The 15,451-nt window shown below is 53.0% G+C and carries 15 protein-coding genes, 4 tRNA genes and 1 pseudogene; 11 read left to right on the top strand and 9 right to left on the bottom strand.

Annotated features, from left to right (window positions below; translation table 11 throughout):
- Nucleotides 1–154 precede the first annotated feature (154 nt).
- The gene (locus BLR97_RS13590) at nucleotides 155–451 is read right to left on the bottom strand and encodes an integration host factor subunit beta (protein WP_089707071.1); all 297 of its coding nucleotides are present in this window, start codon (nucleotides 449–451) and stop codon (nucleotides 155–157) included.
- A 208-nt stretch (nucleotides 452–659) separates the two neighbouring features.
- Here BLR97_RS13590 and BLR97_RS13585 point away from each other — a divergent pair, with 208 nt between their 5' ends.
- Together BLR97_RS13585 and BLR97_RS13580 are read left to right on the top strand one after the other, a co-directional pair.
- Nucleotides 660–953 carry an FAD assembly factor SdhE gene (locus tag BLR97_RS13585; protein ID WP_089707070.1) on the top strand — a complete coding sequence of 98 codons (294 nt, stop codon included), beginning with the start codon at nucleotides 660–662 and terminating at the stop codon, nucleotides 951–953.
- A 46-nt stretch (nucleotides 954–999) separates the two neighbouring features.
- Nucleotides 1,000–1,311, top strand: coding sequence for a hypothetical protein (locus BLR97_RS13580; RefSeq protein WP_089707069.1), 312 nt, complete (start codon nucleotides 1,000–1,002; stop codon nucleotides 1,309–1,311).
- Between the two features lie 2 nt (nucleotides 1,312–1,313).
- Here BLR97_RS13580 and nadB read toward each other — a convergent pair whose 3' ends face one another.
- The 7 genes from nadB to uvrY form a co-directional block, all read right to left on the bottom strand.
- Entirely contained in the window at nucleotides 1,314–2,894 is a 1,581-nt protein-coding gene (nadB, locus tag BLR97_RS13575; protein ID WP_089707068.1) for an L-aspartate oxidase, read from the bottom strand.
- Nucleotides 2,895–3,077: 183 nt separating this feature from the next.
- A tRNA-Leu gene (locus tag BLR97_RS13570) sits at nucleotides 3,078–3,163 on the bottom strand.
- Nucleotides 3,164–3,317: 154 nt separating this feature from the next.
- A tRNA-Cys gene (locus BLR97_RS13565) sits at nucleotides 3,318–3,391 on the bottom strand.
- A 12-nt stretch (nucleotides 3,392–3,403) separates the two neighbouring features.
- Nucleotides 3,404–3,478 (bottom strand) — tRNA-Gly (locus tag BLR97_RS13560).
- Between the two features lie 85 nt (nucleotides 3,479–3,563).
- A complete protein-coding gene (gene pgsA / locus BLR97_RS13555) occupies nucleotides 3,564–4,112 on the bottom strand; it encodes a CDP-diacylglycerol--glycerol-3-phosphate 3-phosphatidyltransferase (RefSeq protein WP_089707067.1) in 549 nt (182 codons plus the stop codon).
- 95 nt (nucleotides 4,113–4,207) lie between these two features.
- Nucleotides 4,208–6,022, bottom strand: coding sequence for an excinuclease ABC subunit UvrC (uvrC, locus tag BLR97_RS13550; RefSeq protein WP_089707066.1), 1,815 nt, complete (start codon nucleotides 6,020–6,022; stop codon nucleotides 4,208–4,210).
- Between the two features lie 47 nt (nucleotides 6,023–6,069).
- Entirely contained in the window at nucleotides 6,070–6,720 is a 651-nt protein-coding gene (gene uvrY, locus BLR97_RS13545) for a UvrY/SirA/GacA family response regulator transcription factor (protein WP_089707065.1), read from the bottom strand.
- A 214-nt stretch (nucleotides 6,721–6,934) separates the two neighbouring features.
- Here uvrY and BLR97_RS13540 point away from each other — a divergent pair.
- Nucleotides 6,935–7,010, top strand: a tRNA-Ala gene (locus BLR97_RS13540).
- Between the two features lie 91 nt (nucleotides 7,011–7,101).
- On the opposite strand, the gene argF is transcribed toward BLR97_RS13540, so the two are convergent.
- The gene (gene argF / locus BLR97_RS13535; RefSeq protein WP_089707064.1) at nucleotides 7,102–8,022 is read right to left on the bottom strand and encodes an ornithine carbamoyltransferase; all 921 of its coding nucleotides are present in this window, start codon (nucleotides 8,020–8,022) and stop codon (nucleotides 7,102–7,104) included.
- Nucleotides 8,023–8,245: 223 nt separating this feature from the next.
- On the opposite strand from argF, the gene grxD reads away from it, so the two are divergent.
- The 8 genes and pseudogenes from grxD to BLR97_RS13500 all read left to right on the top strand — a co-directional run.
- Nucleotides 8,246–8,596 (top strand): Grx4 family monothiol glutaredoxin, encoded by a 351-nt coding sequence (gene grxD, locus BLR97_RS13530; protein ID WP_089707063.1) that lies wholly within the window; start codon nucleotides 8,246–8,248, stop codon nucleotides 8,594–8,596.
- A gap of 144 nt (nucleotides 8,597–8,740) precedes the next feature.
- Nucleotides 8,741–10,657: a DNA polymerase III subunit gamma/tau gene (gene dnaX, locus BLR97_RS13525; RefSeq protein ID WP_089707062.1), complete on the top strand. Its 1,917-nt coding sequence runs from the start codon at nucleotides 8,741–8,743 to the stop codon at nucleotides 10,655–10,657.
- A gap of 36 nt (nucleotides 10,658–10,693) precedes the next feature.
- Nucleotides 10,694–11,020, top strand: coding sequence for a YbaB/EbfC family nucleoid-associated protein (locus BLR97_RS13520; RefSeq protein WP_089707061.1), 327 nt, complete (start codon nucleotides 10,694–10,696; stop codon nucleotides 11,018–11,020).
- A 3-nt stretch (nucleotides 11,021–11,023) separates the two neighbouring features.
- Nucleotides 11,024–11,629: a recombination mediator RecR gene (gene recR, locus BLR97_RS13515; RefSeq protein ID WP_089707178.1), complete on the top strand. Its 606-nt coding sequence runs from the start codon at nucleotides 11,024–11,026 to the stop codon at nucleotides 11,627–11,629.
- Nucleotides 11,630–11,679: 50 nt separating this feature from the next.
- The gene (gene rnd, locus BLR97_RS13510; protein ID WP_089707060.1) at nucleotides 11,680–12,813 is read left to right on the top strand and encodes a ribonuclease D; all 1,134 of its coding nucleotides are present in this window, start codon (nucleotides 11,680–11,682) and stop codon (nucleotides 12,811–12,813) included.
- A gap of 137 nt (nucleotides 12,814–12,950) precedes the next feature.
- A complete protein-coding gene (locus tag BLR97_RS13505) occupies nucleotides 12,951–14,090 on the top strand; it encodes a site-specific integrase (protein WP_089707059.1) in 1,140 nt (379 codons plus the stop codon).
- A gap of 52 nt (nucleotides 14,091–14,142) precedes the next feature.
- Entirely contained in the window at nucleotides 14,143–14,511 is a 369-nt protein-coding gene (locus BLR97_RS19825) for a zinc ribbon domain-containing protein (protein ID WP_211605158.1), read from the top strand.
- A 698-nt stretch (nucleotides 14,512–15,209) separates the two neighbouring features.
- Nucleotides 15,210–15,451: pseudogene (locus tag BLR97_RS13500) on the top strand (transposase); the annotation flags it as partial.

Raw genomic sequence — 15,451 nt, 5'->3', positions numbered from 1 at the left:
TCGTCGCTTGGCGTCATCCCGTTGATGGTATGAAAGCTATTTTTCCGAAAGTTATGTGTCTGAAAATTAGCTGTCCGAAATCCAGGTTCCGAAAAACACACTTTCTGGAAAGCAGATTAATCGTTAGCGCACGCTGATCACGTCTTAAGAAGCATTAATAACCCAGTGCGCGGCTGGCATCGACCTGTTCGCGTAACTCTTTACCCGGTTTGAAATGGGGGACATGTTTCCCTTCAAGCTCAACGGGGTCGCCGGTTTTCGGGTTGCGACCGACACGCGGCTCGCGGTAGTGAAGCGAGAAGCTGCCAAAGCCGCGAATTTCTACCCGCCCGCCATTGGCCAGAGCGTCGGTCATATCGTCGAGAATGATACGAACCGCTGTCTCAACCTCTTTGACCGATAAGTCGGGCTGGTGCATGGCAATTTGTTCGATTAATTCAGATTTGGTCATCGGTTAGCTCCCTGCGGACGTTGAAGGTCGATCAATACGGCCTTTCTGTCACCTACCTCAGCATACTGTGCAATAGGGGATAAAACAATTTAGATAAAACAAGGTACTACATTCGATAATAGCATAGGACAAGCTGAGCGCTGGCGCGACCCTGTCGCTTAGGTATACTGGTGCCTTATTCCATTTATTTACGCTAGAGAGGCCAACGTTGAGCGACGACGCATCCCCAACCGCTATCGCCCGGAAGCGGCTTTATTGGCACTCACGTCGAGGTATGTGGGAGCTGGATTTATTGTTAATTCCTTTCTTAGAGCAGCGCTACGACCAGTTGGAAGCGCAAGATCAGCGTGCATTTCAGCAATTGATTGACGAAGAAGATCAAGATTTATTTGTCTGGCTGATGCGCCGTGAGTGGCCTACAGATCCTGTGCTGCGCCGAATGGTGAAGATGATCGTTGAGCATGCCGAAAACACCGATAATTCTGCCTATCGCACGCTCTAATATTTGGTGCGGTTTACAGAGCAGCCTGCTGCTTGGGGTTGCCTTGATGTGCTGGGCCATCGTGGGTTGGTATGCCGGTGTCCTGGTGATCTTAGGCGGTAGTGTGGGGTTATGGTGCAGTGTCAAGCACTTGCGCTGCGGCACTCTCTATCTGCTGCCTAGGGCAGAAGAGCCCCTCGGGCGCTGGCTTTTGCCCCAAGGCGATCTCGATGAAGCGCTGGCGGTGCGCTGCGATTACCTTACCCCGTGGTTGGTTGGCCTACAGGTAGGCCGGCAGCGCATATGGTTATGGCCGGACAGCGTGCCTCCCGATGCGCACCGAGCGGTGCGACGGGTATTTCACTCGCCTGGTCGCTAGCTTTAAGGCTTAGGTAGATCGTGTCGGGTTAAGCGCGATGGTTGACTATTTTGGGCGTGATCGGGCCAATCCGTGGAGTAGTGTAGCCCTCTTGACTCATGGCGCTGCTGGGCAGCCTTCACAGTTAACCGTGCTAGGTTGACTAACTGCTGCAGACGCAGTGCTTGAACCGTCATTTGCTGCTCGGTCAAAGCAGCAAGCGTGGCGGCGATCTGGGCGAGCGATTGGCTGGCCGTCTTAAGTCCTGCGCTACTTCTAACGATGGCGACATGTTGGCTCATGGTGGTGCGTAATTGCTTGCGCAGCGCCATAACCTGCTGGTCTATAACGCCGTTGGCGGCAGGTAATGCAGGCCAGGTAAATTCTTCATGTTGGCTGGTGGGTGCGACCGTCTGAATGGCCTGTGCGCAGCTGCGAGCAAATACTAAACACTCGAGAAGCGAGTTACTGGCCATTCGGTTGGCGCCATGTAGTCCGGTGCAAGCGGTTTCGCCAATTGCGAAAAGTCCAGGCACGCCGGTCGCCCCCGTTAGGTCGGTGGCGATACCCCCGCAGCTGTAGTGAGCCGCCGGCACTACCGGAATTGGTTGCTGAGTCAGATCGATGCCGCGTGAGAGGCAATGCGCCTGGATGGTAGGGAAGTGATGGTGAATGGCGTCGGCGCCTAAATGGCGCACGTCTAGCCATACGTGAGGCAGCGTTTGTCGTTGGATCTCGGCGTCAATAGCCCGTGCCACCACATCTCGGGGGGCGAGCTCAGCTCTAGCGTCCAGCGCAGGCATAAAACGCTCACCCGCTGCATTGAGTAAGTGGCCGCCTTCTCCCCGCACAGCTTCGCTGATCAGAAAAGCCGGGCCGTCGGGGTCGTAAAAGCAGGTGGGATGAAACTGCTGAAACTCCAAATTCATCAGCGTCGCCCCCAATTCAGCCGCCATTATCATCCCTTCACCGCTGCTTGGGGACGGCGTGGTGGTGTGCTGGTAGAGGCCGCTAGCGCCGCCGGTGGCGAGTACCGTGTGGCGGGCGGTTAACGCGTGCCACTGCTGTTGCTCGTCAATCGCGTAAGCGCCCAGGCATGCGCCCTGAGTATCTTGCAGTAACCCCATCACGCTAAGCTGGTGGTGCTGGGTGATGTTGGGATGCGCCATGACCCGTTGCAGAAGTGTGTCGACCACGGCTCGCCCGGTGGCGTCGTCAGCGTGAATAATTCGCCGCGCATTGTGGCCGCCTTCCCGCGTCAAGTGAAAAGGGTAGCGCGCGTTATCAGTATGATCGGGGGTGAAAGGCACGCCGCTATCAATGAGCCAGTTAATGGCCTCGGGGCCGTGTTCAACCGTAAAGCGGACGGCACGTTCATCGCACAAGCCGTCACCGGCGACCAGGGTGTCGCTAACGTGGGCATCCACATGATCATCGGGCGAGAGAACGGCGGCAATGCCGCCCTGTGCCCATCGGCTAGCGCCTTGGTCGTCCTGGGCTGGGCGGATTAATGCGACGCTGTGCGTATCGGCAATGCTTAGCGCAAGGGTTAAGCCGGCAACGCCGCCACCGATGATCAAAATATCTGAGGTGGGCGTTGTCATGGGCATCTCCTAAGCAGCGTAACCTGATCACCAATAGAATGAGCGGTCGCGGATAACCATTGTGGTGACGGAAGGCATGATAGCGCGAAGACGCGCCGATGGCGATGACAGGGCGCCGAGATGTTTAAGGATATTAACAACGTACAGGGAGGTGATGCTGGGGGAGGTATGAAGTCGTAAAGATGGTGCGGGTGGCCGGACTCGAACCGGCACGGCCATAAGCCTCAAGATTTTAAGTCTTGTGTGTCTACCTATTCCACCACACCCGCAGGGTGCTACATATAAACTACATATTTTCTTTACGGATATGGCAAGTAGCTGTTTTAAAAAACTTGAGCTATTTAAGCAGGGATTTTAAGTCTCTTGCTTCTGCCAGTTTCGCTATCCGGGCAGCGCAACGATGGGAATCGGTGCACTTGAAAGTGGAGGCTGGAGTCGGAATCGAACCGGCGTACACGGAGTTGCAGTCCGCTGCATAACCACTCTGCCATCCAGCCTCAATGAGTCGTTGGAGCGGGAAAGGAGATTCGAACTCCCGACCCTCGCCTTGGCAAGGCGATGCTCTACCACTGAGCTATTCCCGCTCGACTCGAGGGCGAATTATACGCAACGCATTTAGCTTGTCAATCAAACATTTCCGTTGCCGCGCCGCTTTTAAGAATCAGCCATTTACATGGAGCGGCTGAGGTGTGGCCAGGCCGACTTGAGATACTGAATCATTGACCATAGCGTTAAAATTGCCGCTGCGTAAAGGATCACGACACCTAGAAATGCCAGGGGATGCTCGGGTGAAAACGCCAGCAAAACCAGCAGGGCGACCATCTGCAGGGTCGTTTTAAGCTTGCCGATCCATGACACTGCCACCATGCCGCGTTTACCCATTTCCGCCATCCATTCGCGTAACGCTGAAATGACAATTTCGCGTCCGACAATGACCAGTGCAGGAAGGGTTAGTACCCAGGTGTCAAAGCGTTCGATAAGCAGCGCCAGCGCAACCACCACCATCAACTTGTCGGCGACCGGATCAAGGAATGCGCCGAACGGGGTGGACTGATCCCAGCGGCGGGCCAGGTAGCCGTCCAGCCAGTCGGTTAAGGACGCTAGCGCGAATAAGCCCGCGGCGATGGGCATGCTCCAGCTGAAGGGCAGATAAAATAGCACTACCAGCAGTGGGATAAACGCGATTCTAGCGAGCGTTAGGATGTTAGGTATATTCATCGCGAACTGCGATCCTTGCGGTGGCGTCATGGAAACGAATCATTTAGGCGCTATTCTATCTGCCTTGGCGGGTAGCATCCATGCTCAGGAGGCGTTTATCCGTGCAATGCGCGATAAATACTTTCAGCTAACGCTTCGCTAATGCCGGGAACACGGGCCAGCTCAGCGCGGCTGGCTTTTTGTACGCCCTGCAGGCCACCAAAAAAGCGCAACAATTCTCGCCGCCGTTTGGGGCCGACGCTGGGAATCTCCTGCAGCGTTGATGTGCGTCGTGCTTTGTCGCGCTGGGCACGGTGGCCGGCGATGGCAAACCGGTGGGATTCGTCGCGAATGTGCTGAATAAGATGCAGCGCCGGCGATGCGGGGTCGAGTGGAACCGGCGTCTCCGGTGTATCAAGAAACACACTTTCCAGGCCGGCTTTACGGGTAGTGCCTTTGGCAACACCGAGCAGCGTAATCGAGTTGATTTCCAGCGTGCTTAACACCTCTCGTGCCATGTTCAACTGCCCCTTGCCACCGTCGACAATTAAAACGTCTGGCGGTATGGCTTCGCCATTTTTAATCCGCTTGAGGCGACGTGTTAGGGCTTGTTGCATAGCGGCGTAATCGTCGCCAGCGGCGACACCCTCGATGCGAAAATGGCGATAGTCGCTCTTGCGTGGCCCTTGTTGATCAAACACGACGCACGAGGCAACGGTGGCTTCACCATGGCTGTGGCTGATATCGAAGCATTCCAGGCGCTGAGGCGTTTCATCGAGCCCTAACGCTTGCTGCAACGCGCTGAAACGTTCGCTCAACTGACTCTGGTTAGCCAGCTGTGAGGCTAGCTGCTGCTCGGCATTAGTCATGGCCAAGTGCTGCCATTGGGCGCGGTGGCCGCGAACTTGGCTGGTGACCCGAATACGTTTACCCGCGTGCTGCGATAGCGCGTCCGCGAGCAAGTCGGCGTCTTCAAGCGGGTGGCTGGTGATCACCTCGTTGGGAATATTGTGCGGCTGGCCGAGGTAGTACTGACTGACGACCTCGGTGAGCAGTAGCTCCGGCGTCAGGTCGAGGTCGTTCTTGGGCATGTGATGGCGTGCGCCGAGTAAGCGGCCATCGCGGACGCTAAGCACTGAAATACCCAATGCGCCGGGGCGCTGAGCCAGGGCGAAGATGTCCGCATTGCCGCTTTCGGTATCCACAAATTGGCGCTGCTGGAGCTGGCGCAGCTGTTGTATCTGGTCGCGAAAGCGTGCGGCTTCTTCAAAATCAAGCGCCTGGCTTGCGGCCTCCATTGAGGCGGTTAATTCCTGAGTGACGTGTTCGCTTTTGCCTTCCAGGCACATGACGGCGTGCTCAACGTCGCGCTGATAATCCTCGGCGGAAATGTAGTCAACGCAAGGAGCGCTGCAACGCTGGATCTGATATTGCAGGCAGGGGCGAGAGCGGTGAGCAAAGACGCTGTCTTCGCAGTTGCGAATGCGGAAGATTTTCTGCATCAGCGCCAGGCTTTCACGCACCGCGCCGCTGCTAGGATAAGGGCCCAAGTAACGTCCATCGCCACGCCGTTGACGTGCGCGCTTATACTCCAGCGCCGGGTAAGGGTGTCGGTCGCTGACAAAGATGAACGGGTATGATTTATCGTCGCGCAGCAGGATGTTATAGGGCGGGCGCAGTTCTTTAATCAGCGTTTGTTCGAGCAGTAGCGCTTCTGTTTCACTGCGCGTGACGGTGACTTGAACGTCCGCAATGCGCCCGACCATGGCCTGGGTCTTGGCATTGAGCTGGCCACGGAAATAGCTGGCTAAGCGGGCTTTTAATCGCTTAGCCTTGCCGACATAGAGGGTGTCGCCCGATGCGTCTAGCATGCGGTAGACGCCAGGTGACGTACTGACCGTGCTTAAGAACTGTTTTGCATCAAAGGTCATAGTTAAACGTTGCTGCCTTTATAACCGCTGAGTGGCTAACGGGATGATTAACCTTCTGCCCGATCAAAGCCTTCGACCAAACCATGGCGCAGTGCTAGATGCGTTAGCTCAACATCGGTGGCTACTTGAAGCTTTTCAAACAGTCGGTATCGGTAGGTGTTGACCGTTTTAGGGCTCAGGTGCAATCGGTCGGAAATATCCTGGACGCGCTGGCAGTTAACAATCATCAGCGCTATTTGCAGCTCACGGTGCGAGAGTTGGGTAAAGGGGCTGTCTTCGGTATGAAAGTGTAGCATGGCAAGACGCTGGGCGATCTCTTGGCTGATATAGCGCCGGCCGTGGAACACTTCGCGAATAGCATTGACCATTTCGGCCGCATCGGTTCCTTTGCTCAAAAATCCCGAGGCGCCGGCCTCTAGCATGCGACGAGCGACGTTATCCTCTAAATGGCCGGTGAGAATCAATACCTTGATATCTCCCATGCCACGATGAATGCGCCGGGTAGCTTCCAGGCCGCCAATTCCCGGCATGCGAATATCCATTAGCACGATATCGGGTCTTAGTTGGCGACACTTGGAGACAGCGCTTTCGCCATCTTCTACCTCACCTACGATATTGATATCACTCTCATCGTTAAGAAGATGGGCAATGCTTGTTCTCACCAAGTGGTGATCGTCGGCGATTAAAACGTTAATCAAAGGACAAGCTCCTGCATTGAGACGTCACAATACGCATGTGGTGGGTTCCAGAAGCCGGGTCGGTGTCGCGTACGCGCTAATATGACCCCGTTGACGCCTATAGAGTGCCACAGCTATCAAAAAAGGAGAATTAGTAATCGGTGAAATACGTAAAACCTTGACCCTAGACAGTTGACGTCGTACGATGCGCCCCGCTGTTGCAACGACAGCGCGTGGGGCCTTAGCTCAGCTGGGAGAGCGCAACACTGGCAGTGTTGAGGTCAGCGGTTCGATCCCGCTAGGCTCCACCATGATTATTAAAAACGCCCTGTCGGTTCATTCTCCGACAGGGCGTTTTTTGTGCTCACGTGTCCAGCGTTTAGGCGGGCAGTGTCGAACTGGCTACGAACTCACTTTACCCAATAGTAAAAATTCGATTAGTGCCTTTTGCGCGTGGAGGCGATTGCCAGCTTCTTGCCATACCACGGCGCGCGGATCATCGAGCAGCGTGTGGCTTATCTCTTCGCCGCGATGGGCTGGTAGGCAGTGGAGAAATAGCACGTCGTGCTTGGCTTTATCTAGCAGGGCTTCGGTGACTTGAAAGCCTGCGAAGTCCGCCTCGCGCTTAGCTTGTTCTTCCTCTTGCCCCATAGACGCCCAAACATCCGTGGTGATCAGGTCAGCCCCGTCAGCCGCTGCTTGCGGGTCGTGAAGTATAGTGACCTGATCGCCAGCGGCGGCGGTGATGTCAGCATTTGGCTCGTAGCCTTTGGGGCAACAAACCCTGAGCTGGAAGCCAAATTGACGTGCCGCATTGATCCAGGAGTGACACATGTTATTGCCATCGCCAATCCACACGGCGGTACGGCCTTTAACGCTACCCCGCAGCTCGGTCCAGGTCATCACATCGGCAAGCAGTTGGCAGGGGTGGTAGTCGTCACTCAGTGCGTTGATGACCGGCACGTCACTGGCGTTGGCGAAGGTTTCAAGCCCGGCATGCGAAAAGGTGCGGATCATCACGGCGTCGACCATTTCAGCCAGTACGCGGGCGGTGTCTTCAATAGGCTCGCCGCGACCTAATTGCGTATCGCGGGGAGATAAAAACAGCGCATGGCCGCCAAACTGTGCCATGGCGGTCTCGAACGACACGCGTGTACGCGTCGACGACTTCTCAAAGATCATCGCCAGCGTACGGTTGGGCAGTGGCGTATAGCGTGGCCCTTGTGCTTTGAGGTTGCTCTTAATGGTGATGGCACGCTGAATTAAATAGTGTAATTCGTCGGGCGTTAAGTCGAGTAACGTCAGGAAATGGCGTGTCGCCATGAAGGTAGTCTCCGCGCAAAAACACTATCCTAGCGATGCCCTGGGGGATGCGCAACGTGGTTGGCACGCGTAGAATAGCCAGTACCGTATAAGGTTGAGCGGTATGCTCAGGTATTATGGGGCTGCGCCCAACGCATGCTGCGTCATGAATTAATCGCCTTGAGGCAAGACGGCGGTGCGCCGCTGTATTGCCCATCGAGGCCTATCCCGATGAGGAGACTGTATGAGCACCACAGCCGAAAACATTGAGCGTCAAATCAGTGAAAACGCCATTCTGATTTACATGAAAGGCACTCCCCAACTGCCCCAGTGCGGCTTTTCTGCGCAAACCGTTCAAGCCCTAATGAGCTGCGGCGAGCGTTTCGCGTTCGTTAACGTGCTCGATAATCCCGATATTCGCGCCGAGCTGCCGAAAATTGCCAACTGGCCAACATTCCCACAGCTGTGGGTTGAGGGTGAGTTGGTCGGTGGCTGCGATATCGTCATCGAAATGCATCAAAATGGTGAGCTGGAAAAGCTGGTAAAAGAGGCGGGCCAACGCGCCGCAGCCAATGAAAGCGGTGATAATGCCTAACGGTTTTGCCTGGCCCGTCGGTGTGACGGTTGGCGGGCTATAGTGCAGTCGCTAGAATAACGTTTTGTCTTAGTTCTGGGTCGTCGCTTTGACGGCTCAGAACTATTTAGAGACAAGCCACCCCGCCGAAGGATGTCATGCTCGATGAGCTATCAGGTTCTGGCCCGTAAATGGCGGCCGCGTACATTCCACGAGCTTGTAGGCCAGGCCCACGTTCAACGCGCCCTGGTGAACGCTCTGGATCAAGGGCGTTTGCACCACGCCTATCTATTCACCGGTACGCGAGGCGTGGGCAAAACCACCTTGGCGCGTATTTTGGCCAAGTGCCTAAACTGCACCGCCAATGGACGCGGTGATGACGGCATAACCTCCGTCCCCTGCGGTCAATGTGATAGCTGCCAAGCTATCGATGAAGGGCGGTTTGTTGACTTAATTGAGGTGGACGCGGCCTCGCGCACCAAAGTCGAGGATACCCGGGAGCTGCTCGATAACGTTCAGTACGCACCCACCCAAGGGCGCTATAAGGTGTATCTCATCGATGAGGTGCACATGCTCTCGACGAGCAGCTTCAACGCGTTGCTCAAAACCCTTGAAGAGCCACCGCCCCACGTTAAGTTTCTGCTGGCAACAACCGACCCGCAAAAGCTTCCCGCGACGGTGTTGTCGCGCTGTCTGCAATTTACCCTCAAACACATGCCCCCAGAGCGCGTGGTTGCGCACTTAACGCACGTGCTGACCAGTGAGGGCGTAGCATTTGACGAAAGCGCGCTTTGGCTCTTGGGGAAAGCCGCTGAAGGGTCGATGCGCGATGCCATGAGCCTGACCGATCAGGCGATTGCCTTTGGCCAAGGGGCCGTGCGGCACGTGGACGTAGCGGCCATGCTGGGAACCTTGGATCACCGCCATGTGATCGCACTGATGGAGTCGCTGGCAGAGGTCAACGTGCCTCGCTTATTAGAGGAGGTGGCTCAGTTAGCGGAACAAAGCCCTGATTTTGCCGCCGTGTTAGATGATGTCACCGGTGTGTTGCACCGCTTGGCGGTGGCGCAAATGGTTCCTGACGCGGTGGATAATAGCCACGGCGACCGTGAGGTGATCCTGCAGTTAGCGTCGCGTTTCAGCGCTGAGGATATTCAGCTGTACTACCAAATTGGTATTCAGGGGCGGGGAGATATGCAGCACGCCCCCGATTTGCGCAGTGCGCTGGAAATGACACTGCTGAGGATGCTGGCGTTTCGCCCTCAGGGGGTGCCTAAGCCGCCGACCACCGCGCTGCCATTGCAACCTGAACCCTCCACCCAGGCAACTGAAACGTCGACGGCCAAACCTGACGCGCCGGTTGAGGCACCCGAAACAGTCGTCCCAGAAAAACAGCCTGAAAGAGCACCTGAACAAGACACGCCGCCTTCGCCACCGCCATCTTCGTCGGTTTCAAACGATCCAGCGGCCTCGGCACCGCCATGGTCGCTTGACGAGCCTCAAGATAGCCCCACGCTAACCTCAGAGCCAGAGCCAGAGCCAGAGCCAGAGCCAGAGCCAGAGCCAGAGCCAGAGCCAGAGCCAGAGCCAGAGCCAGAGCCAGAGCCAGAGCCAGAGCCAGAGCCAGAGCCAGAGCCAGAGCCAGAATTGCCTCAATCTAGCGCCACCGCGCCGTTGGCAGAGCAGTGGGATCATGCGCAGTGGCTTGCTCAGTTCGATGCCCTGGGGCTTGGCGGCCTGACACGCAACCTGGCTGCCAACTGTCTGCTTGAGAGTGACGATGGTCATACGCTGACGCTGCGTCTGGCGCCTAGTCAGGCGGCGATGCAAGCCGAGGTTCACCAGACGCGCATCGAAAACGCCCTATCTGAGCTGGGTGTCTCACGTCGCGTAGTGTTTTTTGTTGAAGAGCTTCCTGAAACACTGGAAACGCCTCGCCAGCGTGAAGTGAGGTGCCAAGCAGAGCGTCATGCCCAGGCAGTTGATCTCTTGCAGCGCGATCCCCATATAGTAGAGTTAAAGCAGGCCTTCGGCGCACAGCTTGTCGAAACCAGTGTCAAACCCGTTGATGAGCCACGCTAACGCGGTACGTTCAACCGATGATTGGAGATTCCTACCATGATGAAAGGCGGCATGGGCAACTTGATGAAGCAAGCCCAAGAGATGCAAGAAAAAATGCAGCGTGCCCAAGAAGAAGTGGCCGATGCAGAAGTACTGGGCGAAGCCGGGGCCGGCATGGTTAAAGTCACCATGAATGGCCGTCACGACGTGATTTCGGTGGATATTGATCCAAGCGTTATGGAAGAAGACAAAGAGCTGCTTGAAGACCTGCTCGCCGCAGCGGTAAATGATGCGGTGCGCAAAGTCGAGGTCAATTCTAAAGCCAAAATGGAAGAAGCCACCGCCGGGCTTGACCTGCCCCCCGGCTTCAAAATGCCCTTTTAAATGATGCGGTTTTCCCCGCTTGTTGAGCAGTTAATGGAGGCTTTTCGCGTCTTGCCGGGCGTCGGGCCGAAAACCGCACAACGTATGGCAATGCATTTGCTGGAGCGTGAGCGACCGGGAGGCCAGCGACTGGCCTCCACCATCCAGCAAGCGATCGACGAAGTCGGCTACTGTCAGCGTTGCCGAACGCTGACAGAGGCCGATGTTTGCGCTTTGTGTGAAAGCCCGCGCCGCCACGATCACCTGCTTTGCGTGGTGGAATCCCCGGCCGATCAATTGGCGATTGAAGAGGCCGGTGGCTTCCAAGGGCGGTATTTTGTGCTCCATGGCCATTTGTCGCCCCTCGACGGTATTGGCCCTGATGCGATCGGCTTAGACGTGCTAGAAGCGCGGGTCGCCGAAGGCCAAATCACCGAAGTGGTTCTCGCCACCAACCCAACGGTGGAAGGCGAAGCCACTGCACATTACATTGCGTCGTTGCTCGCGGATTACGGCGTGACGCTTTCGCGGCTCGCTTACGGCGTGCCGATGGGAGGAGAGCTTGAGTACGTAGACGGCGGTACACTAAGCCGTGCCTTCAACGGCCGCCAACCGTTCAGCAGCGAATAATTTATTTCAAGCAAGCGCTAAGGCGGTTGTGTTAACTGGGAAGTATACTTTTGGCCTCATCTCAACCTGCTGATATTAGCTGGATTGCCTCACCGCAAGCGCTCGACGATGCCTGCCAACAGGTAGCCGATGCGCCTGTCATCGCGCTGGATACCGAGTTTTTCCGTGAAAACACGTTTTTTCCGGTACCGGCGCTTATTCAGTTTAGCGCAGGAGAGCACGCGTTCCTGATCGACCCGCTGGCAACGCCATGCACCGATGCCTTTCGTGGCCTGTTGCAAAATAAAGCGGTCAAGTTGCTGCATGCCTGCAGTGAAGACCTAGAGGTTTTTCAGATCTGGGCGGGCGTACTGCCGAGCCCTTTGATCGACACCCAGGTGGCGCAGGGGTTTCTCGGCGATAATCCCAGCATGGGCTATCAAAAATTGGTTGAGGCCTGGGTAGGCAAAACGTTACCCAAAGAAGAGACCCGCTCCAACTGGCTAGAACGTCCGTTAACCGACTCCCAGTGCGAATATGCGGCGTTAGACGTTATTTATCTGCTGGATGTATGGGCGAAACAGCGTGAGCAATTGCTTACGCTTGATCGTTTATCCTGGCTGGAGAAAGATTGTCGCCAACTGATTGATCAGGCAGGACGTAGTGATGATAACGACACCCAGTGGTATACCCGCCAGCGTCAGTTGTGGCGACTTACAGCACCCCAGTTAGAAGCGTATCAGCTGATGACGACCTGGCGGGAGGGCGAAACGCGGCGTCGCGATTTGCCCCGTAACTGGCTAATTAGCGACAAACGCCTAATGGCCGTTGCCGAGGCCATGCCGACCAATCGTTATGAGCTTGGACGTGTTGAAGGTTTGACGCCGCCGCTAATCAAAAAGGAGGGCGATGCTTTGCTTGGGTTCGTCAAGCAGGCGCTGCATACCCCCGCCGAAGCGCTGCCGACTCCTTGGCCTGACCCCATGCAGCCAGCCTTCAAGCGTCGCTTTAAGGCGCTCAAGAAAGTAATCACCGGCCACGCGTCCGAGCTAGGGGTGGCCCCTGAAATGCTGCTGCGCCGCCGTGACGTTGAAGCGTTGGTTATGCAGGCGCTGGCTTATAAGCCACTTACACTGCCCACCGGGTGGCGCGGTGAGCGGCTTAATCGTGATTTAGTTACCGCGCTGGAGGCGCAGGCAGAGTGAGCGATAAACTGCTGTGTGAAATTTTCAAAAGTACGCGTAAAGATGAAATGTATACAGCGCACAGATAGATAACCTGCTGAATTAAATAGATAAATCAGTTCTGTTGATCCTCGTGATACACAAAGGTGATACAGAACATGGCTTACATTTGCAAAGATCGACACGGTACTTACTATTTAAGAATAGTTCTCAATGACGAGCAGAGAAAGGTTTATCGCAAAGGGGAATTACGCAGGTCACTAGGAACCAAGCTCAAAAGGGAAGCCCTCAGAAGGCAGCCTGAAGCTTATCTCGACGCTATGGCAGTCCTTGGAAAGGTTAGGAAGCCTGCGCCTACAAAGGAGCCTGTAGGTTTATTCTTGTCATACCTTCTAAAAAAGTATGCAAGCTATCAAAAACTAACAGGTGTATTACCTGAGACTATCGCTAAAAAAGCATATTCTGTACAGCTTTTAATAAGGCTTGTTAAAGATAAGCCTGTTGACGCTTACACGAAGGAAGATGCAAGACTCTTCAGGGACAAAGCTATAAAACTCCCTAAAAAAGGGTGCAAGAATTCTACAATATCTATTACTACTTTCAATAACTATACTTCTGAGATTATTTCTTTCTTTAATTGGTGTGAAAGGGAAGGATATATTGATGATAATGTTTTTAATGGAATAAAGATAAAACAGAAACAACTTCAGTCATCTTACAGGGGAATATTTAACCCTGAAGACCTTAAAAAGATATTTGATAGTATTGAAAGAACACCTAATATACGAGCTGATAGGTACTGGGCACCATATATTGCGTTTTATACAGGCTGTAGGATTAATGAGGCTTGCATGCTCAGTAAAGACGATATTTATATAAAAGATGATGTTTGGTGTATTCATATCAGAGCGGGTAAAGATTACCAACGTTTAAAAAATGCACATTCAGAACGTATTATCCCAATACACAGTGAACTAATTAAATTAGGATTCATTGAATACGTTAATAGCGTTGAGGATAGGTTGTTTCCCATGCTATCTATCACAAAAAGTAATTCATTATCAGCACAAGTATCACAGTGGTTTGGTAAGCTACTTAAAAAACTTGATATAGGCCCTAAAAAATCTTTCCATAGTTTTCGCCATACATTTACAAATATCCTGAAACAGAATGGAGTAGATGTATCTATTACAGCATCCATACTAGGGCATAGCACCAGAACTATTAGCTATGACAGGTATGGTAAATCTCTATCACCTAAAACAGTGATTGATGTAATAGAGCAAATTAAATTATAATTTAAAAAATGTTTTATTCAATTGTTATTAAGCGGATTAAAAAGGAAAAAAGGTGTCCATAATAAACTGTATGGAATGTGGAGAGCAGGTTAGCACTACAGCTAAAGCGTGTCCTCACTGCGGTGCTAAAGATTATAAACAAGATGCATCTATTAGAATGCTTAATGGTTTAGTAATGTATGTTGCTGAGCATGGTGTAAAGTATTTACCTTTGTCAGTAGTAAAAGCTATAATTTCTTTAATAATTGCTCTCTATTTAATAGGGTTTTTAAATTTACCCCTGATAATTGGTTATGGAATTTTGACGCTTGATGAATACACAGAAGTTCCTAACCTAATATTAAGATGGTCAAATTGGGCAGTGGATGCATATCTAGATTTTTACTTACAAGTGTTTATTTTAATAAAAAGCATGTTTTAAAATCGGTGATAAATACCCGTGCCGAATTTGATGGTGGGTTATGTAGCACCTTTATTTTAAATAGCCTATTAAGTGTTTAATAGTACTCTGTAGTATCTGCCGTTAGGCACGCAATACAGAGGGGATATTAAGCACTAATAGGTTTTATTATTAAGTAGAAGGGATGAATGATGACACAAGGAATCCCGTACTACTGGTGATCTTGTTAAAGAATCAATCTTTCTTGTGTAAAGACTTGGCTGCAAGCCAAATACTACACAGTGATTATTGAAGATTAATAGCACGTTTGAAAGGTCTTTATATTTGGCGGGTGTTGTCACTTGTTTCCCGCCTTTTATAAATAACCGTGTTAAGACTTGCTAATAATCTTTGTTAAGATATGTCGTTAGACCAAAGATTAACAAGTGTTTTACAAGTCTCTAACAGTCTATTTAGAAGCTTAAAATATATTCCCTTATAGGGATGTACCATTTTTAAATATTTCTTTATAGTGCGCAAATAAGCGACTGATTATAAATGGTTTTCTGCTAATATGTTTTTTTATATCTGCTATCTAGGCTGCTTACCAAATTCCAGATGTACCATTTTTGAGGATCGTGTGTGTAGTGGTGCTTAATTAAAGATTGACATAATCCCGCCTTATTCATGAGGCAGGCCTGAAAACGAAGATAGCGGATGGTTTCTCTTGTAGAATCAAACTGTTCCGGGAAGAACACGATTCAAGAGGCCATCCGCTATGGGTGAAAGAATATCCCCCTGGATTCCGTCCTGCAACGGGTCCATCCGCGTTGAGCTTGATGGGCAGCGCACCACCAGCGACAGCGGCGCCCTGCTGCTGCGCGAGGCCCTCGACAACAGCGGTGTGATAGACGCACTTGAAGACCACCTGGTCGACCGGCGTGACCCGCAGCGCGTCCGTCATTCGCTGGCCAGTCAGCTG

This window comes from Vreelandella arcis (genome assembly GCF_900103865.1).
In the GTDB taxonomy this organism is placed as follows: domain Bacteria; phylum Pseudomonadota; class Gammaproteobacteria; order Pseudomonadales; family Halomonadaceae; genus Vreelandella; species Vreelandella arcis.
This window is presented reverse-complemented; position numbering and strand designations above follow the sequence as displayed.

Excerpts from the sequence above, each read along its gene's own strand:
- BLR97_RS13590 (WP_089707071.1), bottom strand. The coding sequence starts at position 451 with ATGACCAAATCTGAATTAATCGAACAAATTGCCATGCACCAGCCCGAC.
- BLR97_RS13580 (WP_089707069.1), top strand. The coding sequence starts at position 1,000 with ATGTGCTGGGCCATCGTGGGTTGGTATGCCGGTGTCCTGGTGATCTTA.
- nadB (WP_089707068.1), bottom strand. The coding sequence starts at position 2,894 with ATGACAACGCCCACCTCAGATATTTTGATCATCGGTGGCGGCGTTGCC.
- pgsA (WP_089707067.1), bottom strand. The coding sequence starts at position 4,112 with ATGAATATACCTAACATCCTAACGCTCGCTAGAATCGCGTTTATCCCA.
- uvrC (WP_089707066.1), bottom strand. The coding sequence starts at position 6,022 with ATGACCTTTGATGCAAAACAGTTCTTAAGCACGGTCAGTACGTCACCT.
- argF (WP_089707064.1), bottom strand. The coding sequence starts at position 8,022 with ATGGCGACACGCCATTTCCTGACGTTACTCGACTTAACGCCCGACGAA.
- grxD (WP_089707063.1), top strand. The coding sequence starts at position 8,246 with ATGAGCACCACAGCCGAAAACATTGAGCGTCAAATCAGTGAAAACGCC.
- dnaX (WP_089707062.1), top strand. The coding sequence starts at position 8,741 with ATGAGCTATCAGGTTCTGGCCCGTAAATGGCGGCCGCGTACATTCCAC.
- BLR97_RS13520 (WP_089707061.1), top strand. The coding sequence starts at position 10,694 with ATGATGAAAGGCGGCATGGGCAACTTGATGAAGCAAGCCCAAGAGATG.
- recR (WP_089707178.1), top strand. The coding sequence starts at position 11,024 with ATGCGGTTTTCCCCGCTTGTTGAGCAGTTAATGGAGGCTTTTCGCGTC.
- BLR97_RS13505 (WP_089707059.1), top strand. The coding sequence starts at position 12,951 with ATGGCTTACATTTGCAAAGATCGACACGGTACTTACTATTTAAGAATA.